Here is a 16,945-nt window from a genome sequence, read left to right as displayed (position 1 = left end):
ATGCCGAGTTGCTGATCTGCGCAGGTAGTCGACGTATGCATATGCGCGCCCTACCCTGGCGCCATGGTCAGCCGCGCGAAGGACAGTCACACCACGAACCGCGTCGTCCGCATCGGTGACGACGACTGGGACGACCTCGGCACCCGGGCCGGCACGCGGAACCGGGCGCAGGTCATCCGGGATCTGGTCGCCTGGTATCTGCGTCGGCCTGGGGCAAAGCTGCCAGAGCGCCCGCCGGCGAGGACGGAGCCGGCGGGCGACTGATGGTCATGCCGCGGCGAGCACGGCGATCACCTGTTCGACGCGGTCGGCGTACTCCTGCTCGCTGCGGACGGCGCGGCAGTCGAGGGTGGAGCACTCGCGCATGCCGTCTTCGCGGATGGTGACGGTCATCAGGTTGCAGGTGGGGCAGACCATGCGCCGGGCCGGCGGCGCTATCGGCTGGCCGCATGCCCGGTTGAGGTGGCTGTGCAGGAGGCCGATCTCGTCGGCCAGGTCCCGGGCGTACAGGCGGCCAGCGGCCCAGTCGAGGTGCAGCAGCAACACCTTCACCGCGCGGGAGACAGTGACCTCCCAGTCGTAGCCGGCCGGGCAGATCCAGGCCGTCCAGTCGTTGGCGCGCTGCCGGTCGTCGAGGACGGCACGGGCCCACTCGGCGAGAAGGCCGAGGCCGGGGGTGTCGTCCTGGTCGCCGTGCGGGTCGTGGACGGTGCTGGCGGTGGGGCCGATCAGAGAGAGCACGTCGACGCGGCACGGGAGGGGGGCGGTGCGGGTGGCGCCGGAGACGCGGGCCCCACGCCGGCCGGAGCTGGGCAGCAGTGCGAGGTGCGCGAGGGTGATGAGCTCCGGCATCTGCTGGAGCTGGGTGCGGAGGCGGTCGAGGTGCGGGGCGGGGAGCATGTCCGGTCTCCTGTGCGGGTGTTGCAGGGGCGGGAGCGGGTGTTGCGGGCGGGTCAGTGGGCCGGTGTCGACGTGCTGGTGGTGGCCCCGTCGAGGGCGGCGATCGTCTCGCATGGCCAGGCGGCGGTGACGTGGCCGGGCCGGGAGCATCCGGTGCAGACCTGCCAGCCGCCGTGGTCTCGGGGCTGGTGGAGCGCCCGCATGGCGGCGATGCGGGCCTCGGCCTGCTCAGCCCGCTGCCGGAGTCCCGCGTGCTCAAACTGGCACGTGTTCAACCGGGGCTGGAGTTCGAGGACGAGCGCGGCCATCTCCAGCCGCCGCTCCGGGGTGGCCCGGTTCCACTGCCAGATCCACTGTGCGGGGGTGGGGACGAGGCGCTCGTCCTCATACGGCTCCTCGCCCTGGTGGAGCAGGGCAAGCGCGGCCTCGGCTGCGGAGAGGTCCACGTGGGCGGCGTGCAGCGCTGCGGACAGGGCGCTCTCGTCGAGGGTGATGTCGAGGGCGGCGGTGGTCTCGGCAGCCCGGCGACGGGCGGACTGCCATGCGGCGCGGTAGCGGTCGGCGCGGCGGCCCTGCCGGCGCCACGCGGCGAGCTCGTCCGCGGCGGCGCGCAGGTCGGTCTCGGCTCTCGTGGCGCGGGCGATCGCGTCGTCCCGCATCCGAGCGAGTTGCTGCTGGTAGGTCTCCTGCTCGGGGATCATGCGGCGCTCCTGGGCTTGGGGTGGGCGGCGGCGAGTCGTGCGGCGGCTTCGAGGGCGCGGGTGATGCCGGCCGACTCGCAGTCGAGGTGGAGCTGGCCGGTGGTGTGGGCGAGGACGACGGCGTGGGTGGTGCTGCGGGCGCCGAGCTTGGTGCGGGCGGAGGCGGTACGGGTGAGGACGGCCTCGCGGGAGAGGCCGAGGCGGCTGGCGGTCTGCTGGCTGGTGTAGCCGGCGCCGGCGAGGCGGAGGGCGTCGATCTCGCCGGGGGTGAGGGGTTGGCCGGGTTGGGCGTTGAAGGTCACCGGCTGGCCTTCCTCTGGGCGCGGGCTGCGGCTCGGCGGGCGGCGCGGTTCGGGCGGGGCGGGGCGGGCTGCGGGTCGCCGGTCCACGGGGTGACCTGGGTCGGGCCGCCCCATGGACCCTCGGGGTCGGTGACGACGACCTCGCGGCGGACGAGGCGGGTCTCCCAGGTGGCGCCGGGACGAGGCGCGTGCTCGCGGCTCACGGCTGCGGCTCCTTCCAGTTCCATTCGAGGACGGCGATCTGCTCGGCGATGTACTGCTCGGTGATGGGCGGCGGCAGGTACGGGCCGGCCGGGGTGGGGCGCTGGTTGATGCGGCACATCCACCAGATGCTGAGGACCGATCCGGGTCCGCACAGTGCGAGGACGATGCGGGCGGTCATTGCTGGCCGCCGTCCTGGCCGAGCACCTCGTCGTCGCTGAGGAGCTGGCAGAGCGCGTCTCGGATCTGGTCGACGTCACTGGTGTCGTCGACCGGCAGCGGCCCGTCCAGCTCGGCCATGCGCTCGGCGAGTTCGGTGATGGTGTCGCTCATCGCGCAGGCTGCGGCGTTGGCCCAGGCGCCTCGGATGATCGGGGGGAGGTCGGCCCAGGCGGGCATGGGGTTGCCCTGGTAGTTGCGGAAGCTGGTGACGGCGCCGTACGCCTCGTAGGCGCGCTCGGGGGTGGGCTTGCGGTTCGGCACGATGGTCTCCTCGGTGGGGCCGCCGCCCGGGGTGGGCGGCGGCGGGACGGTGGTGTCAGCTGGTCGGGGTGCGGGCGGCGAGGAGACGGCCGCAGAGCCGGGCGCGGCGGCGTGCGGACTTCCAGGCGGTGGCGAAGCGGATGCCGATGACGGCGGCCTCGGCGGCGTCCTGGTGGGCGGCGTTCAGCTCGGCGCGGAGCCGGGTGATCTCGGCGTCGCGGGCGTCCAGCTCGCTGCCGAGTTGCAGGATCTCGGCCTTCGCCTGCGCCCACTGGCGGGTGCGGGACCTGAGTTGGGCGTAGAGGTTCTGGACTTCGACGGGTTTGCCTCCGAGGTCGCGGATCGTCGTCTGGAACACCTCCCGCTCCGCAGCCGCGATGTCGTGGGCGGTCTTGGCGCGCTGCTGAGCCTTGTCCCGGGCGGTGACGGCCTTCGCGTGCTGAGCGGTGACGACCTCCAGCGCGGTCATGAGCTGGTCCAGCTCGGCCTGCACCGCGGGCAGCACAGCGGCGGCCAGGCCCTCGGGGCTGCCCTCGATCCGGACGACCCACCGCCACGGCGCGGGCTGGCGGACGGGGTGGGCGGCCTCGCACTCGTCCTCGGTGGCACGGCAGTCGGTGCCGTCGCAGGGGTACGCGGCTGCGAGCAGAGCCTCGGCGATGCGAGCGGCGAGAGGCGGCGGGGTGTCGGTCACCGGGCACCACCGGCGGCGGCGACGGCCAGCTGCTCGATCGCGAAGGCGCCGCCGTTGTTGAAGCCGACGACGAGCCGGCCGCGGCCGGTCTCCAGGTCGACGTCGACGTCGATGTCCTGGGAGAGCAGGTAGGGGCTGACGTCCTTGAGGATCAGCTCGGCGAGGTGGTCGGCGTTGACGGCCCACGCGGTGAGCGGCGCCGGCGGAGTGGAACCGTCGCGGCCTCCTCGGCGGCCGACGCGCTGGTAGGTGACGCGGTACAGGGTCTGGGTGCCGCCGGGGTTGGCGGCCATGTCGTCGAGGCTCGGGGTGATCAGCTCGGCGGCGGGGTCACGGACGGGCAGCGGGGTGCGCTGGACGCGGTCGACGGCGGCACGGAACTCGATCTCGGCGGCGATGAGTTCGGCGGCGTCGGGGTGGTTGGCCATGGCGGGTCTCCGTGGTGGGTGTGTGGCGCGCGCGGTTCGGGGTTGGACCGGTCCGGCGCGGGGGCTGTGCGGGCGGATGGCGGCCTCGCGGGCGGGCGGTGGCCTCGTGGTCCGGTGCCGCACTGTGGGGCTGTCAGGCGGGCGTCTGCGGGCCGCTGGGGGCGGGCTCGCCGTCGACGGCGGCGGTGATGTCGGCGAGGAGGAAGCGGGTCTGCGGTCCGATGCAGTGCTCGTTCCACCGCTCGACGACCGCGTCGACGGCGTCGAGGCGGCGGCTGAGCTCGGCCATCTCCTCGGCGACGGTGGGCTCGACGCCGACGTACAGGGCGCGCTCGGCCTCCAGTTCCCGGACCCGGGCGAGGAGGGCCGGCACGTCGGTGCGGGCGGCGGCAGCAAACGCGGCGTCCTCGTAGCTGAGCAGCGGGCCTTCGCTGCACGAGGTGAGGGGGCGCCGGAACTCGTTGAGACCGGTCGGGTTCTTGGCCACCAGGTCGTCGCAGTGCAGGGCCTGCGGGTGGTCGACGGTCCAACCGACGGCGGGCTCGTAGCAGGAGAGGCAGCGACAGCCGGAGGCACCGTGTTCGTGCGAGCGAACTTCCCACGGGCCGGGGGTGGCGGCGTCGCAGCGGGCCTGGATGGCGTCGAGGTCGAGGGGCTCGGCGGGCTGGGGCTGGTTCATCGGCTGGTCTCCTCGGTGCGGAGGTCGATGTGCTCCAGGGAGATGCCGCCCGCATAGCCGTCGACGGCGACGACCGGCTCGCCGTGGCCGAGGTTCCAGGCGCGGCTGCGGGTGCGGGTCTCCAGCCGCGGGTAGTCGGTCATCCCGATCTGGGCGGCGTACTCGGGGCGGACGCCGGGGTAGGCGATCACGGGCGTGCCGATCGGGTAGCGCTGGTTCCACTGCTCGGCGGTCAGGTTGGGCTGGGTCATGTCGGGTCCTCAGGCAGACGGGGCGGCGGCCGGCTGGACGGTCCAGGAGCCGTCGGGCTGACGGGTGATGGTGTCGCCGTAGCGGGCGACGGGGCGGGCCTGTCGGCGGTGGGCGAGGACGGTGAGACCGTCGACCTGCGTGCTGACGGCGAGGGCCGAGCCCGCGGGAAGCGGCGCCCAGTGCGGCTTGGACGGACCGACGAGCTCCAGCAGCTCCCAGAGCGTGTCCGGGGTGACGGTCCACTCGGTGCGGCCGGTGTCGACGCACACGAGGCACGGCGTGTGGCCGGTGGTGTCGGTGGTCTGGAGGACGGCGCCGCCGTGGTTGAGGCGGGCGGTGTCGAGGGCGGGGCAGGCGGCGTCGGCGTGGTAGCGGGTGGTGCCTCGGATGACGAAGGCGGTGGTCATGTCGGTCTCCGGGTTCAGGCGGCGGGGCGGGTCAGTGAGCGGCGGGGCTGGCTCATCGGTGGGTGTCGCGCCAGTGGGCGTTGGCCGCCTCGACGGCGACACCCAGATCTGCGGCGCAGGAGACGATCACCCTGGCGGGGTCGCACAGCCGGCAGACCAGGTCGCCACCCGCGGTCTGGGTGAAGTGGTGCAGCCGGGGCGCGTAGGCCTTGTGCCGGATGATCACGGCTTCGGGTTCGCCGTCGCGGGTGACGAGGAGGGGGCCGCGGGTGCGGTGGCTGTCGAGCCCTGCGATCAGGTTGTTGAGGTTGAGGGCGAGGTCACGGATGTCGATGGGGTTCATCGGGGTCTCCAGGTGGTCAGGCGGCGGGGCGGGTGGTGTGGACGAGCCAGGCGTCGAGGCGGGACGGGTGGCTGCCGCCGGCGATGGGGCGGCCGGTGGGGGTCCGGCAGGGGGTGCCGGTCTTGGCGCGGCAGCCGGGGACGGGGCAGGGGATGGCCCATTCGGGCGGGCGGGTGCGGTGGCGGCGAAGGCCCTCGGGCATCGGGGCGCCCATCAGGCGGCGCGTCGGCGGCGGCGGTCGTCTCCGGCCATGGCGACGACCTCAGTCATCTCCATGAGGCGGCTGACGATGCGTTCGCCGAGGATGATGTCGAGGCCGGGGCCGAGGACGTTGCCGTCCCGGTCGCGGGGCGCCTGGCCGGGGTAGTTCGAGGTGAAGATCGTCGGCTTGCAGGTGTTGTACCGCTCGTTGATGAGCCGGTAGGTGATCTCCTCGACCCACTCGGAGGCTTTGGCGGAGCCGAGGTCGTCGAGCAGCAGGAGCGGGACGCGGGTGAGGCGGTTGAGCTCGTGTTCGGTGCCGGCCTGGGAGCCGCCGGGGCGGAGGCGGCCGTACATGTCGGCGGCGGTGGTGGCGATCAGCTCGTACCGGGCCGGGCCGGCCTCGGCGATCATTCGGAGGGCGGACCATGCCTGGTGGGTTTTGCCGGTGCCGGTGGTACCGGTGAGGAGGAGGGACCGGGCGTCGGCCGGGTTGGTGGCGACCTGCTGGGCCCAGGCGGCGACGGTGGGGTCGGTGACGATTCGGGCGTTGGCATAGCGGCGGGGTACGACGGTGGTCCAGCGGGCGAGGGCGAACTCGGCGCGGACGCGGTGGTGGAACTCGGGGTGGCCGGGCTGGCCCGGCTCGGGGGTGTTGTCGTACGGGCTGCGGTCGGGCAGCGGGATGCCGAGGCGGCTGAGGCGGGCCTGGAGGGCGGCAGTGCTGTCGATGCTGCCGAGGCGCTGGGGTTCCATGGGTTACCAGCCGTTCTTGTACACGGAGGGGTCGGGGTTGCTGTAGGGCTGCCAGCCCTGGGAGTTGCCGCCGGTGACTGCGCGGAGCGGGGGGCGCTCGGCGTCTGCGGCGGGCAGGGGCGGGAGTTGGCACCAGCCGTTGAGGAAGTAGCGGGCGGAATCGATGCCGCCGTGCTGCCGGTCCCAGACGCGTCGGGCGTACTCAACGAGGGCAGGGACCCCGGACTTCTTGATCGCGGCGTCGAGCTTGAACCACTCGCCGGTGTTGAACGGCCAGCGGACAACCACTCCGGCGAGGGTGAGTTGGTCGGTGAGCGGTCGGGCGAAGTCGGGGAAGCCGTCGCCCGTGTCGATCGCTCTCTCCCCCTTGGGGAGAGTGGGTTGGTAGAGGGGTCCGGTTTCCGGACCCTTATGGGTCCGGTTTCCGTACCCCTGGGGTCCGGTTTCCGGACCAAGAGGCTCATTGGGCTCGGTCCGGTTTCCGGACCAAGAGTTATCGCTAGGGGTCCGGTTTCCGGACCAAGAGCCTTCCTCTGTTGGTCCGGTTTCCGGACCAACAGCGCCACGCTGGGGCCGCTTGAAGCCCACCGCCAACGGCATCTGGTAGGTCGCGGACCGGCTTCCCGACGCCGGACGGACGATCTTCAACTCGCCCGACTCCAGCAGCTTGTCCACTGCCGCCACAACCGACGACTTCGCCGCGTTTGACCACTGCATGAACTCCGAGGTGCTCACCCCGGCTGTGCAGTCCTCCCCGGGCGCCTTGTTGGCGACCGCGAGCAGGCAGTGCCGGCCGGTCCCCTTCGACTGGGAGTGCAGCCACACCCAGTACATGGCGTCGAGGGTCACGCGTTGCCTCTTCTCGGTGGTACGGGAGGGTGGTTGGTGTCCCGGGGCGGGGGTGCGGACGCCCCGCCCCGGGAGGTCAGGCGGGTCAGGCCGCGAGCTGTGCGGCCCAGGTGTCGAGCTGGCCGGTCCGTTCGGCGGCCCTGCCGACGCAGGCGCCGCACCATGACAAGCCCTTGGGAGGTGTGGCCGGCAGCGGGTCGATCAGGACTGTCGTGGAGTGGGTGACGTCGTAGCCCCCCGTCCCGCAGTAGGCCTGGCGCCCCGGGTACTTGCCGTCCTCGCGCATGATGTGCAGACGACGGACCTGGCTGGCGCGACGCTCCGACCCGTTGTGGTAGCCGCGGTAGAAGGCGCGCATCAGGACGCAGCCTTCGCCAACTCGGAGGTGCGGAGCATGGCGGCGGAGTAGCGCTTCGCCATGCTGACCAGGTACGGCAGGTCGAGCGGGTTGTCGTTCTCGTCTGCGGTGTCGGCCTTCTCCCAGCACCGGGCGCAGAACTCGTAGATGGCCGTGTCGCCGAAGCCCCAGTCGAAGACCTCCTGGTCCTCGTAGGTGAAGAGCACACGGGTCTGGCTGCAGAGCTGGCAGGTCTCCTCGACGGGCGTCTCGCTCATCGCTTCTCCTCCGGGTCTGGTGGTTCGGGGCGCCCGTTCTCGCGGGCGGGGGTGTGGTCGGGGCAGCGGCGGTGGCCGGCCGGGTAGCGCCGGGCGGGCCGCCCGCAGTAGCGGTCCTCCGCGGGCAGCCACTGATCGCACGTCATGCGGCGGGCTGGGGAGTGGGCGTGCCGGTCCGGGAGTGGGCCACCGTGACCGCGTTCCACGTGATGCCCAGCCGGTCAGCGATCGCGTCGCGGGAGAGGCCCTGCCGGGCGAGCTCGGCGGTGTCCTCGACGATCGCTTCGACCCGGGCCGTGTGCTCCCCGTACTGGGGCTGTTCGGCAGGGTCGTCGATGTTGTCCCAGGCCCCGGCCGGGTGCCACCCGCGGCGGTAGGCGTTCGCACGAACCCGCCTCGCGGACACCGCCCACACCCCGGACGCCTCGGGCTTCTCACCCCACAGCTCGGCGAACAGCGCGGATACCCGGCTCTTGGTGCAGAGCCTGATCTCTCCGCCCTCCATGTGCAGCAGCCGGTACACGAGCTTCTCCTCCGCCCCCATCCGCTCAGCCAGTACCGAAGCCGGCCATCCCGCGACCACCAGCGCACGCAGGCGCCGGCTCGACCCAGTGGCGTCCACGCGGGCGTGGCTGGCGACCCGGCCCCGCCGAGTCGGGGGGACGGCGAGGACCTTCTGTTCGATGGCCCGCTGGATGTCCCCGCGCTGGGCGATGATGCGCTGGAGCGTGGTCGGGCTGATCCGAGCGGCGCCCCGGATCTCGACGTCGTTCATGCCGGACAGGCGGAGACGCTGGATGTGGGACGCCGCCTTGGCGGGGCTGCAGAGCGTTCCGCGGCCGGTTTGGCGCAGGTACTTGCTCTGGCTGGCTCGCCGGCTGGCAGCGTGCGTGCAGTCCTCGCATCGGCATCCCCGCCAGTACCGGCGGGGGTCACCGTGCTCGAACGCCTCGGCGGGGATGGCCGCCCGGGTCACGATGCCACCTCCTGCCGGGGGATGAGCGGCCAGTGCCGGTTGACGGTCACCGTCGCGTCGGTGCGCTGCCGGTACGCCTCGTACCGGGCTGCCTGCTGCGGCGCCCACTCGGCCTGCAGCCGGTGCAACTCGGCCGGGGCGAGCCGGCCGACCGCGGGGTAGCGCATGCCGATCTCGACCGCGACCCGGGCCGCCGCGAGGGCGTCCGCCGCCGCGTCGTGCGCCGCCGTCAGCGGCACCCCGTAGTGCAGGCACAGCGAGCCGAGGTTGCGGCGGCCGGGCCGGTACCGGTCGACGTGCCGGTCCAGGACCAACGGGTCGATGACGACCGGCTCGGCGCCAGCCTGCTCGGCGAGCGTCGGCAGTCCGTGCCGCCAGAGCTCCCGGTCCAGCAGCGACAGGTCGTACGGGGCGTTCATGATGACGACCGGCGTGCCCGCGGCGACGTGCTCGGCGAGCGCGATCCCGATGCCCTGGATCACCTTGGCGGCCGGCCAGCCCTTCGCCCGTGCCACCTCCGTCGTGATGCCGTGCACCCGGCTCGCCGCCTCCGGGATCTCCACCCCGGGGTCGGCCAGCCAGGACAGCCGGGTCGGCGTCCAGCGGCCCTCGTCGTCCTCCGCCCACCGGCCATGCTGGGCACGGATGCCCAGCACGGTGGAGCTGACGATGCGGTCCTGCTCGACGTCCAGGCCGGACGTCTCGGTGTCGAACGCGGCCAGCGGCCCCTCGAACCAGGTGTTCATGCCGCCACCTCCGTCGCGCCGACGTAGCGGGCGTACACCAGGGCGTCGCCCTGCGCGTCGTACCGGATCTCGACCTCGTAGGCTCCGGCCGGCTGGTAGGCCGGGTACGACCCGGTGTGGATCTTGTGGGCGACACCGAGGGCGGCACGCCGCCACACGTAATCCCCAACCAGGCCCCAAGCCCCCGGCACGGCCCGCAGGCCCTCCGCGATCGGCTCGTGACGGATCAGACGGCGGGTCACTCGGCACCCCCAGGCTGCGCGACCTGCGGCCTCTCGGTGGCCTGCTCGACGGTGGCGTCGGTCGTCCCGACGGGCTGTGGCGAGGGGAGCTTGGTGATCTCCGCGGCGGTCACCCGGTCGGCCGGGAACTCCTCGTCGAGGGTGACCTCACCGCGCTGCACCGACTTGTACGTCACCCCGAGCTGGGCGACATCGAACTCCGTCCACTTCCCGCTCGCCCGGCCGAGCTTGGCCTCGATCCGGTCGACGGTCACCCCCATGCCCTCGAACATCCGGACCGCGTCGGCGATGCGCTGCGGCAGCGGCTTGCCACCACCGCTGGTGATGGTCCGGGTGCAGATGTCCTTGGCCTCCTCGACGAACCAGGCGGGCAGGACCGAGAAGATCGCCTCGCGGAGGCGCCGGGCGCCGTTGTTGGCGTTGTTCTCGTAGATGTCGCGAAGGTCAACGAGCTTCTTCGGCCCGCCCTTCACGTCCCGCTTGTGAGGGACGATGAACACCTGCGACGAGCGGGCGTTGGTCTGGACGTCCCACGCGAAGGCCTGCATCTCGGACTCGCCGTACTCATCGTCGCGGCGGAGCTCGGCGAGGCCGTACTGGATGTTGCCCCAGCAGCGGGCCAGCTCACGGGCCAGGTGCACCGACGGTCCCGACACGGTGGACCCGCCGCGGGAGTAGCGGAAGAACGCCCGCTCGGCGAGGCCCTTCTGCTGGCACGACTGGCGCATCTCGGCGACGGCGGCCTGCACGTTGCGGGGGCACTGCTGGGCGACGACGATCGCGGCCTGCACCTCGGCCACCGCGCGGGACTGCTCCACCGCCGTGCCCTGCCCGATCCGGGCCGGCGCCTGCGGCATGTACTGCTCGATGGGGTTGCTCACTTCGAAGACTCCTTCTCGGCCCAGGCGGGCAGGGAGACGATCTCGACGCGGTCGGAGTAGCCGGGCCACTGCCCGGAGGCGGTGCACGCCTGGTACGTGGCCAGGGCCTCGCGGTTGCGGCGGCGTCCGGCACGGATCGCGACCGGGTCCAGCTGCACCACGGAGATCAAGTACGGGGCGGTCTTCTCCTGGAAGACGAACACCATGACGACCTCGTCCACGCCCAGCACCGCCCGGACCCCGTCGACGTACCAGGGGTCCTGCTGGTAGTAGCCGTAGTCGTAGACCGACCGCTCGATCGACCGCGGGTCGGCGGACACCGTGGTCTTGTAGTCCGGCACGATCAGCCGGCCGCCCGTCGGGTACGGCAGCCAGTCCGGACGGCACCGCCGCCACACCCCCGTGGCCTGGTCCACCCAGAACAGCGACTGCTCCGGCATGCCCGAGCCCGGGGCGAACAAGCGGGATGCCACGGGGTGCTGGCGGATCGCCTCCGCCATCGCGTGGACCTGCGCCCACTCGGCGGGCTTCAGCGGGATCGCGCCCCTCTCACGGACCTCGGTCACCTCGGCCTTGATCGCGCTGGTCCGCCACTCGTCCGCGTCGATCCGGACCAACTCCGGGCCAGCACCGAGCACCTGCATGTGCGCGGCGGTCCCGAAGTCGAACACCCTCTTCGGCGCCCGGCCGTTGACCCGCTCGTGCTGGAACAGCGCCGGGCACGACGGGGCCAGCAGCCGGCGAGCCCCGGTCGAGGAGAGGCTGCCGCCCGGCACCGGGTCGGCGTGGTACTGCTCGTTGGTCATCTCGTAGACGCCGGGCCGGTCGATGATCGGCCCGGCCGCCGGGGCCTTCACGGCCCCGGCCGGCGAGGTGATGGTCATCAGTCCTCCGGGTGGAAGTCGACGGTGAGGGGGCAGATCAGCCAGCCCGAGCCGTCCGGGCGGACGAGCTCCAGGGCCGGGTAGGGCCAGGCGATGCGGCGGACCCGCAGGGCGGCCAAGGCACGGAGACGGCGGGTCACAGCCGGTCCTCCCGCCGCTGGGCGAGGTACCGCACAGCCACATCGCTGACGTCGGACGCCTTCACCGGACGCACCCGGCGGCGGGCCATCACCTCACCCACCACCAGCAGCACCGCCAGGACCCCGGAGGCGATCAGGAAGAAGACGTCCATCACGCCACCTCCCGCCGCTGCCCCGGGATACCCGGGCCAGCCGCCAGCAGCAGCCGCTCCGCCAACTGCCGGGCGTCCGCGGTGGCGAGCAGCATCGTCGTGCCGCCCAGCCGCTCCAGCAGCCCCTCGACCAGCGCGTCACGCTCCGGCCCCGACGCCGCGTACAGGTCCGCCAACTCCTGGCCGACACCCTCCGGGTCCCCCGCCGCCTCGCCGGCGAGGCCGACCAGCAGAGCCGACACCAGCGGCGTCACATCCAGCTCCACACCCACCGGCCGACGCCGCACCCACACCGGGAACGCCCCGTTGATCCGCGTCGCGACCTGCGCGAGCAGACCCTCCCCGTCCAACAGGGAGACGACGCTCCGGGCCAGCGGGGCCCCGTACTGCTCGGCCAGCTTGCGGACCGCCCGCCGGGCCACCGGGTTCTCGAAGTCAGCCATCAGGCACCGCCCTTCGCGATCGGGGTGTGCTCACGGAAGGACCGGCCGCAGCCACACGGGCACGGGAACGCGCCCCGCAGCACCGCCACCGCGCGCTGGGCGGCCGCCTGCACCGACACCGCCGGCCACATCACCGTCCCAACCACCACGTCCGCCGTACCGTCCGCGTGCTCCGTCACCACACCCGCGGGCACATCCGCCGGCGTCAGCAGCGCCCAGTACCGGCCGTGCTTGTTCAGCCCCGGCGACACCCACAGCTGCTCACCGTCGATCACGACGTCCGACACGACCTCGACCGACGCCAAATCCGTCACCGTGTCCATCACGCCGCCACCTCGCCCGTCAGGCGGAACAGCAACTCGCTGATCGTGGCCTGCATCCGACCGAACACCGCCGCCGCCTCCGGCGCCGACAAGAACGGACCCGGGCCGCGCATCAACGCGTCCGCCGTGGCCTGCACCTCGCGGGCCCGACGCACCGGACCCTCCAACAGGCCCGCCGCATCGGCCTCCTGCAGCGACATCACCCGCGGAGCACTCATCGGACACCGCCCATCCAGCGGCCACGCATCTCCGCACGGAACTGATCCGCGTGAGCCCGCCGATCGAACGTTCGAGACAACTGCTTGCCGTCCTCGCGCCAGCGCACCGCCCACTTCCCGGACGCCGTCCTCGACAGCGAGGCCGACAGCGCCTTCGGCTCCACCAGCCCCCGCAGCCGCGCGATCTCATCCGGCGCGACTCCGACCTTGCGCCGCAGCCACTCCACCTCGTTCTCCGAGGCATGCAGCGCGTCGTCCAAGGCGTCGACCTCGTCGAGCAAACCGACGATGGCCCTGGCCTCCGCCGAGTCGACGCCCGCGTACGCGGCCCGCAGCTCGTCGAGGTACTCCTCGCTCAGCGCCGCGCTCACGCCGCACCGCCGATCGCGGTCAGGTCGCCCTGCACGTCATACCGCCGCCCGACCTCGGCCCACGCGGTGTGGAACAGGTCGATGTCCCGGTGCGTGTACACCGCCACCTCGCGGTGCACGCCGTGGATCGGACGCGTGATCTTCTGCGGGTCTTTGCCGTACCGCGCCCGGTACAGGGCCGCCACGGTCTTCCCGAGCCGCGACCGGGCAGAGGCCAGGTCCGCCTTGGTGACGCCCCGCTCCGCGAGGTACTCGTCACAGGTGATCGTGATGTCCTGCGGGTCCAACTCCGGCTCCTGGCCCGTCATCCGGGCCAGCTCGTGCCGAGCCATGCTCTCGATGTACGACGGGTTCACCAGGCCGGCGGCCTTCGCTACCGCCATCACGTCCAGCCGGGCCCTGGCGACGGAGGCACGCTCCACGTCGTCCAACTCGGCCCGCAGCGCGACCACCTGCTCGACCGAGGCGCGCCCGTTCACCGCTCCGCCCCGCGTCCAGTAGTTCCTCAGCGCCTCGGTGGACTCGCGCTGGAAGGCCACCAGCATCGGCTTGATCTGCTCGGAGACACGCGCCTCGTGCACGGTGGCCAGCAGCATCAGGAACGTCTCGACGGTCACCACGGTGACCATGCGCTCCTGGTCGTCGCCCGGCATCTGCGTTGCCTTCTGAGCAACGCAGGCCCACGACCGGCCCTGGAGCTTGCGGAACTGTGCGGCGTAGCTCAGCCCGAGCGCCTCAACGGCCGGGCGGAGCACGATGTAGGGCGTGCCGTCGACGTCCACGGTGTGGAGTCGGCCGGCGGAGAGGTCGATCGTCACGACCTTCTGCGGCATGATGGGACTCAAGGTCGCCACCTTTCGGTTGTGTCGTACAGGTGCTTGGTGGTGGGCCGAGGGCCTTCGTCCGGGTGCCACCGGGTGGGGGCCCGACCCATGCCGGGGGAAGATCAGGCGGCGCGCCGTCGGCGCGGAGCCACCACGGGAGCCCGATACAGGCCGTAGATCTCGAACAGGTCGTCGCCGGAAAGCACCAGGCGGCGGCCGATCCGGCTGTGGGGCCAGCCCTGGTGGTTGATTCCGTCACGGATCGCGCGCTCGCTGATTCGCAGGCACTCGGCGGCCTCGGTGGGGTTGTAGAACCTCCCTCGGTCAACGACCGGGGGGTGGGGCGAGATGGCGGTCGCCATGTCACGTCCTCTGCTTACGTGCCTCGCCCGGGGCGAGGATCTCGTCGTCAGAAGCGCCCAGTTGAAGACGGAGAGCGGCGTAGACGCTCGGCCGGACCCTGCGGCGCGTGCCCGTTTCGATGCGGCTGAGGTAGTTGGCGGTGATGCCGGCCTGGCCGGCGAGCGTGCTCATGTCCAGGCCAGCAAGCTTCCGAATCCTGCGGATAGCTGGGCCGTCAACTTCGACAGTGGATCGCTGGGGCATGACTTGAACCTAGCAGCTTCTCGTAGCTTTGCCTAGCAGCTTCTCGTAGAACCCTGTCGCGAGTCGCAGTATCTCGTACCTGCATATGCCAGGTTGTAGGCGATAACCGGCCCAGTTGCAGTCCGTCCTTACGGTGACTAGCCGGTCCTGTCATGATGTGTGTCATGCCTCGACAAGCTGCCGACCTGCATCGACTCGCCGAGCTGGTCCAGCTCCGGCGCACCGAGCTTCGCCTCTCCAAGGACGAGTGCGCGCGACGCGCACCCATGTCCAACACCACCTGGACGCGCGTTGAAGAGGGGCAATCCGTCCGGGACACCACGTACTCACGCGTGGACGAGGTGCTCGGCTGGGCCGTTGGCACGTCCTTCCGCGTCCTTGACGACCCAACATTCAGCCCGATGCCGGCTGAGGTCACCAAGGGCGCCCGGTTCTCACGGCCGCCGATCCGGGAGGACAACCTGAGGCAAGCGATCCAGAATGCGACGATCGCGACTGCGCCCAACCTGACCGGCGCTCAGATTCAGGCACTGCAGGAGCGGGCGATCGAGGAGCTTCGCCGTCAGGGCCTGCTGCCGAGCGACTGACCGCCCTACCCGGCGACGCGGACCGGTAAACAGCTAGTCACGGCCAGTCATTTTGTGGAATGATTTGCCCCACTTGGGGGCGCCATCCTCGACCAGGGATGGGCCAATGCACGTCTGCACGTCCGCCGACCTCGGACCCTCATTCATCGCCTGGGCCGGCGTAGTAAATGGAACCGTTGTCGTGCTCGTGAGCACGCGCGCGCAAGAGGATGACGAGACCGCTGCACAGGCGGTCGAGCTGCTTCGACGGTTTGGCGTCGACTGCAGTACCTGCTCGGCCTGCCCGCTCGGCCTCTCCAAGGGGGGGAACTGAATGGGTTGGTCTGAGAAGCGCGGCAGCACATGGCGCGCCCGGTTCAAGCTGCCCAACGGGAAGTACGACTCCGAACCCGGATTCCTGACCAGAGCTCAGGCCGACGCCTACTGGCAGTCGCAGGAGACCGACGTACGCCGCGGGGACTGGTTCGACTCCAGCGCAGGCGACGCGATGACCTTCGCTCAGTGGGCGGAGCAGTGGCTGGAGACGATCGACGTCTCCCCCAGCTCCGAGTACAACTACGCCAAGCGGATCCGCCGGCTCAACAAGCGGTGGGGTGATGTCCCCCTGTCCCACATCACCACTAACGCGTACCTGGTCTGGGAGAAGACCACGAGGCGAGAGCTGTCCGCGAACTTCGCGTCGGTCGTCATCCAGCTGTTCCGGATGATCATCGACGACGCGGTTGCACACAGGCCGCCTCTACTGAAGATCTCACCGATCCCAGCCGTGAACCGGCGACGCGGGAAGTACGTCCCGCCTGTCCAGGAAGAGGTGCCCACGCTTACTGCCAAGCAGGTAGAGCAGGTGGCCGAGAACGCCCGCGCGGTCTGGGGCCTGACCGGCTACGTGGCCATGCTGACGAAGGCCTACTGTGGCCTACGCCAGGGCGAGTTGTACGGCCTGCGCCGGGAGTGGTGCTACCCGAATTGGCCGGCCTCTGACCCGGGTTGGCCCGACAACCCGGCGGGCAAGAGCGCCGAACGGAAGAGGGTGAAGGCTGCCCAGGAACGCTACAAGGACATGCCGGCGCTTCGTGTGCAGTGGCAGCACCAGTACGTGCGGCCGGCCGAAGGCGGCAAGCGGACGCCAGAGTTGATTCTGCCGAAGTACGGGTCGGTGCGAGACCTCGTACTCCCCCCGTTCCTGGCGAAGCTGTTGAGCGAGCTGCTGGAGTCCCACGACAGCGAGTGGGTTTTCCCGTCGTTGACAGGCGGCCCCCTGCTCCTCACCGACTTCTCCACCTACATCTGGAAGCCGGTGATCCAGGGTTCGGAGGAGCGGACAGCCCGGGCGGACTTCCGGCGGCCGGCGATCGAGCCGATCGACGGCTTGGAGGATGCGGTCCCCCACTGGCTCCGGCACGCCATGAAGCGCTGGCTCGACGAGGACGGCAGCCACTCGCGCGTTGCCGTGGAGACGCGCATGGGGCACCGGATGCAGGGCGTCGAGGATGTGTACTCTGGCGTCACGCCCACGATGGAGCGGCGCATCGCCGATTCGCTTCAGGAACGCTGGGAGAAGGCCCGCACAAGTTGATCTCCCAAATGGCTCCCAGTCGATCTTCATTGGCTGGCTAAGCTGCTGGTCAGAGACCACACAGCCAGGGCGGCGGCGGCATCCACTGCATCACCCAGCAGCAGCCGAAGGCCTGATGTTCTAGCAGGTCAACGGCCTTGACCTGCGAGAACGGCAAATCGGACA

35 protein-coding genes are annotated in these 16,945 nt (G+C 71.4%); 3 read left to right on the top strand and 32 right to left on the bottom strand.

Features of this window, described 5'->3' with window-relative positions; all coding sequences use genetic code 11:
• The first annotated feature begins 63 nt into the window (after nucleotides 1–63).
• On the top strand, nucleotides 64–264 hold the full coding sequence (locus ACZ6NC_RS38010) for a hypothetical protein (RefSeq protein WP_465738462.1): 201 nt from the start codon (nucleotides 64–66) through the stop codon (nucleotides 262–264).
• Nucleotides 265–267: 3 nt separating this feature from the next.
• On the opposite strand, the gene ACZ6NC_RS38005 is transcribed toward ACZ6NC_RS38010, so the two are convergent.
• From ACZ6NC_RS38005 to ACZ6NC_RS37850, 32 genes are all read right to left on the bottom strand, one after another.
• The gene (locus tag ACZ6NC_RS38005) at nucleotides 268–900 is read right to left on the bottom strand and encodes a hypothetical protein (protein ID WP_465738461.1); all 633 of its coding nucleotides are present in this window, start codon (nucleotides 898–900) and stop codon (nucleotides 268–270) included.
• 53 nt (nucleotides 901–953) lie between these two features.
• Nucleotides 954–1,601 (bottom strand): hypothetical protein, encoded by a 648-nt coding sequence (locus ACZ6NC_RS38000; protein ID WP_465738460.1) that lies wholly within the window; start codon nucleotides 1,599–1,601, stop codon nucleotides 954–956.
• The gene (locus ACZ6NC_RS37995) at nucleotides 1,598–1,903 is read right to left on the bottom strand and encodes a response regulator transcription factor (protein ID WP_465738459.1); all 306 of its coding nucleotides are present in this window, start codon (nucleotides 1,901–1,903) and stop codon (nucleotides 1,598–1,600) included. Before ACZ6NC_RS37995 ends, ACZ6NC_RS38000 begins: the two co-directional genes overlap by 4 nt.
• A complete protein-coding gene (locus tag ACZ6NC_RS37990) occupies nucleotides 1,900–2,106 on the bottom strand; it encodes a hypothetical protein (protein ID WP_465738458.1) in 207 nt (68 codons plus the stop codon). The genes ACZ6NC_RS37995 and ACZ6NC_RS37990 overlap by 4 nt, the downstream gene beginning before the upstream one ends.
• Entirely contained in the window at nucleotides 2,103–2,285 is a 183-nt protein-coding gene (locus tag ACZ6NC_RS37985) for a hypothetical protein (protein ID WP_465738457.1), read from the bottom strand. Before ACZ6NC_RS37985 ends, ACZ6NC_RS37990 begins: the two co-directional genes overlap by 4 nt.
• Nucleotides 2,282–2,587 carry a hypothetical protein gene (locus tag ACZ6NC_RS37980; protein ID WP_465738456.1) on the bottom strand — a complete coding sequence of 102 codons (306 nt, stop codon included), beginning with the start codon at nucleotides 2,585–2,587 and terminating at the stop codon, nucleotides 2,282–2,284. Before ACZ6NC_RS37980 ends, ACZ6NC_RS37985 begins: the two co-directional genes overlap by 4 nt.
• A gap of 55 nt (nucleotides 2,588–2,642) precedes the next feature.
• Nucleotides 2,643–3,281 (bottom strand): hypothetical protein, encoded by a 639-nt coding sequence (locus ACZ6NC_RS37975; RefSeq protein WP_465738455.1) that lies wholly within the window; start codon nucleotides 3,279–3,281, stop codon nucleotides 2,643–2,645.
• Nucleotides 3,278–3,709 (bottom strand): hypothetical protein, encoded by a 432-nt coding sequence (locus ACZ6NC_RS37970; RefSeq protein ID WP_465738454.1) that lies wholly within the window; start codon nucleotides 3,707–3,709, stop codon nucleotides 3,278–3,280. The genes ACZ6NC_RS37975 and ACZ6NC_RS37970 overlap by 4 nt, the downstream gene beginning before the upstream one ends.
• A 133-nt stretch (nucleotides 3,710–3,842) precedes the next feature.
• Complete coding sequence (locus ACZ6NC_RS37965; protein WP_465738453.1) at nucleotides 3,843–4,388, bottom strand: hypothetical protein; 546 nt, start codon at nucleotides 4,386–4,388, stop codon at nucleotides 3,843–3,845.
• Entirely contained in the window at nucleotides 4,385–4,639 is a 255-nt protein-coding gene (locus ACZ6NC_RS37960) for a hypothetical protein (protein WP_465738452.1), read from the bottom strand. The genes ACZ6NC_RS37965 and ACZ6NC_RS37960 overlap by 4 nt, the downstream gene beginning before the upstream one ends.
• Nucleotides 4,640–4,648: 9 nt before the next feature.
• Nucleotides 4,649–5,047: a hypothetical protein gene (locus ACZ6NC_RS37955; RefSeq protein ID WP_465738451.1), complete on the bottom strand. Its 399-nt coding sequence runs from the start codon at nucleotides 5,045–5,047 to the stop codon at nucleotides 4,649–4,651.
• Between the two features lie 52 nt (nucleotides 5,048–5,099).
• On the bottom strand, nucleotides 5,100–5,390 hold the full coding sequence (locus tag ACZ6NC_RS37950) for a hypothetical protein (RefSeq protein WP_465738450.1): 291 nt from the start codon (nucleotides 5,388–5,390) through the stop codon (nucleotides 5,100–5,102).
• Between the two features lie 16 nt (nucleotides 5,391–5,406).
• Nucleotides 5,407–5,592 (bottom strand): zinc finger domain-containing protein, encoded by a 186-nt coding sequence (locus ACZ6NC_RS37945; RefSeq protein ID WP_465738449.1) that lies wholly within the window; start codon nucleotides 5,590–5,592, stop codon nucleotides 5,407–5,409.
• Between the two features lie 11 nt (nucleotides 5,593–5,603).
• Nucleotides 5,604–6,347 carry an ATP-binding protein gene (locus ACZ6NC_RS37940; RefSeq protein WP_465738448.1) on the bottom strand — a complete coding sequence of 248 codons (744 nt, stop codon included), beginning with the start codon at nucleotides 6,345–6,347 and terminating at the stop codon, nucleotides 5,604–5,606.
• Nucleotides 6,348–6,350: 3 nt separating this feature from the next.
• Nucleotides 6,351–6,635 (bottom strand): hypothetical protein, encoded by a 285-nt coding sequence (locus tag ACZ6NC_RS37935; RefSeq protein ID WP_465738447.1) that lies wholly within the window; start codon nucleotides 6,633–6,635, stop codon nucleotides 6,351–6,353.
• A 646-nt stretch (nucleotides 6,636–7,281) separates the two neighbouring features.
• Entirely contained in the window at nucleotides 7,282–7,554 is a 273-nt protein-coding gene (locus tag ACZ6NC_RS37930; protein WP_465738446.1) for a hypothetical protein, read from the bottom strand.
• Nucleotides 7,554–7,811: a hypothetical protein gene (locus tag ACZ6NC_RS37925; protein ID WP_465738445.1), complete on the bottom strand. Its 258-nt coding sequence runs from the start codon at nucleotides 7,809–7,811 to the stop codon at nucleotides 7,554–7,556. The genes ACZ6NC_RS37930 and ACZ6NC_RS37925 overlap by 1 nt, the downstream gene beginning before the upstream one ends.
• Nucleotides 7,808–7,957 carry a hypothetical protein gene (locus ACZ6NC_RS37920; protein WP_465738444.1) on the bottom strand — a complete coding sequence of 50 codons (150 nt, stop codon included), beginning with the start codon at nucleotides 7,955–7,957 and terminating at the stop codon, nucleotides 7,808–7,810. The genes ACZ6NC_RS37925 and ACZ6NC_RS37920 overlap by 4 nt, the downstream gene beginning before the upstream one ends.
• Nucleotides 7,954–8,787 carry a hypothetical protein gene (locus ACZ6NC_RS37915; RefSeq protein ID WP_465738443.1) on the bottom strand — a complete coding sequence of 278 codons (834 nt, stop codon included), beginning with the start codon at nucleotides 8,785–8,787 and terminating at the stop codon, nucleotides 7,954–7,956. The genes ACZ6NC_RS37920 and ACZ6NC_RS37915 overlap by 4 nt, the downstream gene beginning before the upstream one ends.
• Nucleotides 8,784–9,533: an exonuclease domain-containing protein gene (locus tag ACZ6NC_RS37910; RefSeq protein ID WP_465738442.1), complete on the bottom strand. Its 750-nt coding sequence runs from the start codon at nucleotides 9,531–9,533 to the stop codon at nucleotides 8,784–8,786. The genes ACZ6NC_RS37915 and ACZ6NC_RS37910 overlap by 4 nt, the downstream gene beginning before the upstream one ends.
• Nucleotides 9,530–9,775: a hypothetical protein gene (locus tag ACZ6NC_RS37905; RefSeq protein ID WP_465738441.1), complete on the bottom strand. Its 246-nt coding sequence runs from the start codon at nucleotides 9,773–9,775 to the stop codon at nucleotides 9,530–9,532. Before ACZ6NC_RS37905 ends, ACZ6NC_RS37910 begins: the two co-directional genes overlap by 4 nt.
• Nucleotides 9,772–10,656, bottom strand: a complete 885-nt coding sequence (locus tag ACZ6NC_RS37900) for a hypothetical protein (RefSeq protein ID WP_465738440.1) — start codon at nucleotides 10,654–10,656, stop codon at nucleotides 9,772–9,774. Before ACZ6NC_RS37900 ends, ACZ6NC_RS37905 begins: the two co-directional genes overlap by 4 nt.
• Entirely contained in the window at nucleotides 10,653–11,540 is an 888-nt protein-coding gene (locus ACZ6NC_RS37895) for a PD-(D/E)XK nuclease-like domain-containing protein (protein ID WP_465738439.1), read from the bottom strand. Before ACZ6NC_RS37895 ends, ACZ6NC_RS37900 begins: the two co-directional genes overlap by 4 nt.
• Complete coding sequence (locus ACZ6NC_RS37890; RefSeq protein ID WP_465738438.1) at nucleotides 11,540–11,680, bottom strand: hypothetical protein; 141 nt, start codon at nucleotides 11,678–11,680, stop codon at nucleotides 11,540–11,542. Before ACZ6NC_RS37890 ends, ACZ6NC_RS37895 begins: the two co-directional genes overlap by 1 nt.
• On the bottom strand, nucleotides 11,677–11,832 hold the full coding sequence (locus ACZ6NC_RS37885; RefSeq protein WP_465738437.1) for a hypothetical protein: 156 nt from the start codon (nucleotides 11,830–11,832) through the stop codon (nucleotides 11,677–11,679). The genes ACZ6NC_RS37890 and ACZ6NC_RS37885 overlap by 4 nt, the downstream gene beginning before the upstream one ends.
• Nucleotides 11,832–12,275 carry a hypothetical protein gene (locus tag ACZ6NC_RS37880; RefSeq protein WP_465738436.1) on the bottom strand — a complete coding sequence of 148 codons (444 nt, stop codon included), beginning with the start codon at nucleotides 12,273–12,275 and terminating at the stop codon, nucleotides 11,832–11,834. Before ACZ6NC_RS37880 ends, ACZ6NC_RS37885 begins: the two co-directional genes overlap by 1 nt.
• Nucleotides 12,275–12,598, bottom strand: a complete 324-nt coding sequence (locus ACZ6NC_RS37875) for a hypothetical protein (RefSeq protein ID WP_465738435.1) — start codon at nucleotides 12,596–12,598, stop codon at nucleotides 12,275–12,277. Before ACZ6NC_RS37875 ends, ACZ6NC_RS37880 begins: the two co-directional genes overlap by 1 nt.
• Entirely contained in the window at nucleotides 12,598–12,798 is a 201-nt protein-coding gene (locus ACZ6NC_RS37870) for a hypothetical protein (protein ID WP_465738434.1), read from the bottom strand. Before ACZ6NC_RS37870 ends, ACZ6NC_RS37875 begins: the two co-directional genes overlap by 1 nt.
• Nucleotides 12,799–12,812: 14 nt before the next feature.
• Nucleotides 12,813–13,187 (bottom strand): hypothetical protein, encoded by a 375-nt coding sequence (locus tag ACZ6NC_RS37865; RefSeq protein ID WP_465738433.1) that lies wholly within the window; start codon nucleotides 13,185–13,187, stop codon nucleotides 12,813–12,815.
• On the bottom strand, nucleotides 13,184–14,032 hold the full coding sequence (locus ACZ6NC_RS37860; RefSeq protein ID WP_465738432.1) for a phage antirepressor N-terminal domain-containing protein: 849 nt from the start codon (nucleotides 14,030–14,032) through the stop codon (nucleotides 13,184–13,186). The genes ACZ6NC_RS37865 and ACZ6NC_RS37860 overlap by 4 nt, the downstream gene beginning before the upstream one ends.
• Before the next feature lie 101 nt (nucleotides 14,033–14,133).
• Entirely contained in the window at nucleotides 14,134–14,373 is a 240-nt protein-coding gene (locus ACZ6NC_RS37855; protein ID WP_465738431.1) for a helix-turn-helix domain-containing protein, read from the bottom strand.
• 1 nt (nucleotide 14,374) lies between these two features.
• On the bottom strand, nucleotides 14,375–14,617 hold the full coding sequence (locus ACZ6NC_RS37850; protein ID WP_465738430.1) for a helix-turn-helix domain-containing protein: 243 nt from the start codon (nucleotides 14,615–14,617) through the stop codon (nucleotides 14,375–14,377).
• Nucleotides 14,618–14,781: 164 nt separating this feature from the next.
• Here ACZ6NC_RS37850 and ACZ6NC_RS37845 point away from each other — a divergent pair, with 164 nt between their 5' ends.
• Both ACZ6NC_RS37845 and ACZ6NC_RS37840 read left to right on the top strand, forming a co-directional pair.
• A complete protein-coding gene (locus ACZ6NC_RS37845) occupies nucleotides 14,782–15,204 on the top strand; it encodes a hypothetical protein (protein WP_465738429.1) in 423 nt (140 codons plus the stop codon).
• Between the two features lie 313 nt (nucleotides 15,205–15,517).
• The gene (locus ACZ6NC_RS37840) at nucleotides 15,518–16,780 is read left to right on the top strand and encodes a hypothetical protein (RefSeq protein WP_465738428.1); all 1,263 of its coding nucleotides are present in this window, start codon (nucleotides 15,518–15,520) and stop codon (nucleotides 16,778–16,780) included.
• Nucleotides 16,781–16,945 lie beyond the last annotated feature (165 nt).

The sequence above is a fragment of the Kitasatospora sp. NPDC041988 genome (assembly GCF_055588525.1).
The sequence above is the reverse complement of the archived record's forward strand: the minus strand, read 5'-3'. Positions and strand labels throughout refer to the sequence as shown.

Bases quoted from the DNA above. Each gene is read 5' to 3' on its own strand.
- ACZ6NC_RS37840 (WP_465738428.1), top strand. From the start codon at position 15,518: ATGGGTTGGTCTGAGAAGCGCGGCAGCACATGGCGCGCCCGGTTCAAG.
- ACZ6NC_RS37850 (WP_465738430.1), bottom strand. From the start codon at position 14,617: ATGCCCCAGCGATCCACTGTCGAAGTTGACGGCCCAGCTATCCGCAGG.
- ACZ6NC_RS37880 (WP_465738436.1), bottom strand. From the start codon at position 12,275: ATGGCTGACTTCGAGAACCCGGTGGCCCGGCGGGCGGTCCGCAAGCTG.
- ACZ6NC_RS37940 (WP_465738448.1), bottom strand. From the start codon at position 6,347: ATGGAACCCCAGCGCCTCGGCAGCATCGACAGCACTGCCGCCCTCCAG.
- ACZ6NC_RS38005 (WP_465738461.1), bottom strand. From the start codon at position 900: ATGCTCCCCGCCCCGCACCTCGACCGCCTCCGCACCCAGCTCCAGCAG.
- ACZ6NC_RS37855 (WP_465738431.1), bottom strand. From the start codon at position 14,373: ATGGCGACCGCCATCTCGCCCCACCCCCCGGTCGTTGACCGAGGGAGG.
- ACZ6NC_RS37920 (WP_465738444.1), bottom strand. From the start codon at position 7,957: ATGACGTGCGATCAGTGGCTGCCCGCGGAGGACCGCTACTGCGGGCGG.
- ACZ6NC_RS37925 (WP_465738445.1), bottom strand. From the start codon at position 7,811: ATGAGCGAGACGCCCGTCGAGGAGACCTGCCAGCTCTGCAGCCAGACC.
- ACZ6NC_RS38010 (WP_465738462.1), top strand. From the start codon at position 64: ATGGTCAGCCGCGCGAAGGACAGTCACACCACGAACCGCGTCGTCCGC.
- ACZ6NC_RS37960 (WP_465738452.1), bottom strand. From the start codon at position 4,639: ATGACCCAGCCCAACCTGACCGCCGAGCAGTGGAACCAGCGCTACCCG.
- ACZ6NC_RS37910 (WP_465738442.1), bottom strand. From the start codon at position 9,533: ATGAACACCTGGTTCGAGGGGCCGCTGGCCGCGTTCGACACCGAGACG.
- ACZ6NC_RS37945 (WP_465738449.1), bottom strand. From the start codon at position 5,592: ATGCCCGAGGGCCTTCGCCGCCACCGCACCCGCCCGCCCGAATGGGCC.
- ACZ6NC_RS37870 (WP_465738434.1), bottom strand. From the start codon at position 12,798: ATGTCGCTGCAGGAGGCCGATGCGGCGGGCCTGTTGGAGGGTCCGGTG.
- ACZ6NC_RS37985 (WP_465738457.1), bottom strand. From the start codon at position 2,285: ATGACCGCCCGCATCGTCCTCGCACTGTGCGGACCCGGATCGGTCCTC.
- ACZ6NC_RS37955 (WP_465738451.1), bottom strand. From the start codon at position 5,047: ATGACCACCGCCTTCGTCATCCGAGGCACCACCCGCTACCACGCCGAC.
- ACZ6NC_RS37895 (WP_465738439.1), bottom strand. From the start codon at position 11,540: ATGACCATCACCTCGCCGGCCGGGGCCGTGAAGGCCCCGGCGGCCGGG.
- ACZ6NC_RS37845 (WP_465738429.1), top strand. From the start codon at position 14,782: ATGCCTCGACAAGCTGCCGACCTGCATCGACTCGCCGAGCTGGTCCAG.
- ACZ6NC_RS37875 (WP_465738435.1), bottom strand. From the start codon at position 12,598: ATGGACACGGTGACGGATTTGGCGTCGGTCGAGGTCGTGTCGGACGTC.
- ACZ6NC_RS38000 (WP_465738460.1), bottom strand. From the start codon at position 1,601: ATGATCCCCGAGCAGGAGACCTACCAGCAGCAACTCGCTCGGATGCGG.
- ACZ6NC_RS37950 (WP_465738450.1), bottom strand. From the start codon at position 5,390: ATGAACCCCATCGACATCCGTGACCTCGCCCTCAACCTCAACAACCTG.
- ACZ6NC_RS37965 (WP_465738453.1), bottom strand. From the start codon at position 4,388: ATGAACCAGCCCCAGCCCGCCGAGCCCCTCGACCTCGACGCCATCCAG.
- ACZ6NC_RS37885 (WP_465738437.1), bottom strand. From the start codon at position 11,832: ATGGACGTCTTCTTCCTGATCGCCTCCGGGGTCCTGGCGGTGCTGCTG.
- ACZ6NC_RS37930 (WP_465738446.1), bottom strand. From the start codon at position 7,554: ATGCGCGCCTTCTACCGCGGCTACCACAACGGGTCGGAGCGTCGCGCC.
- ACZ6NC_RS37970 (WP_465738454.1), bottom strand. From the start codon at position 3,709: ATGGCCAACCACCCCGACGCCGCCGAACTCATCGCCGCCGAGATCGAG.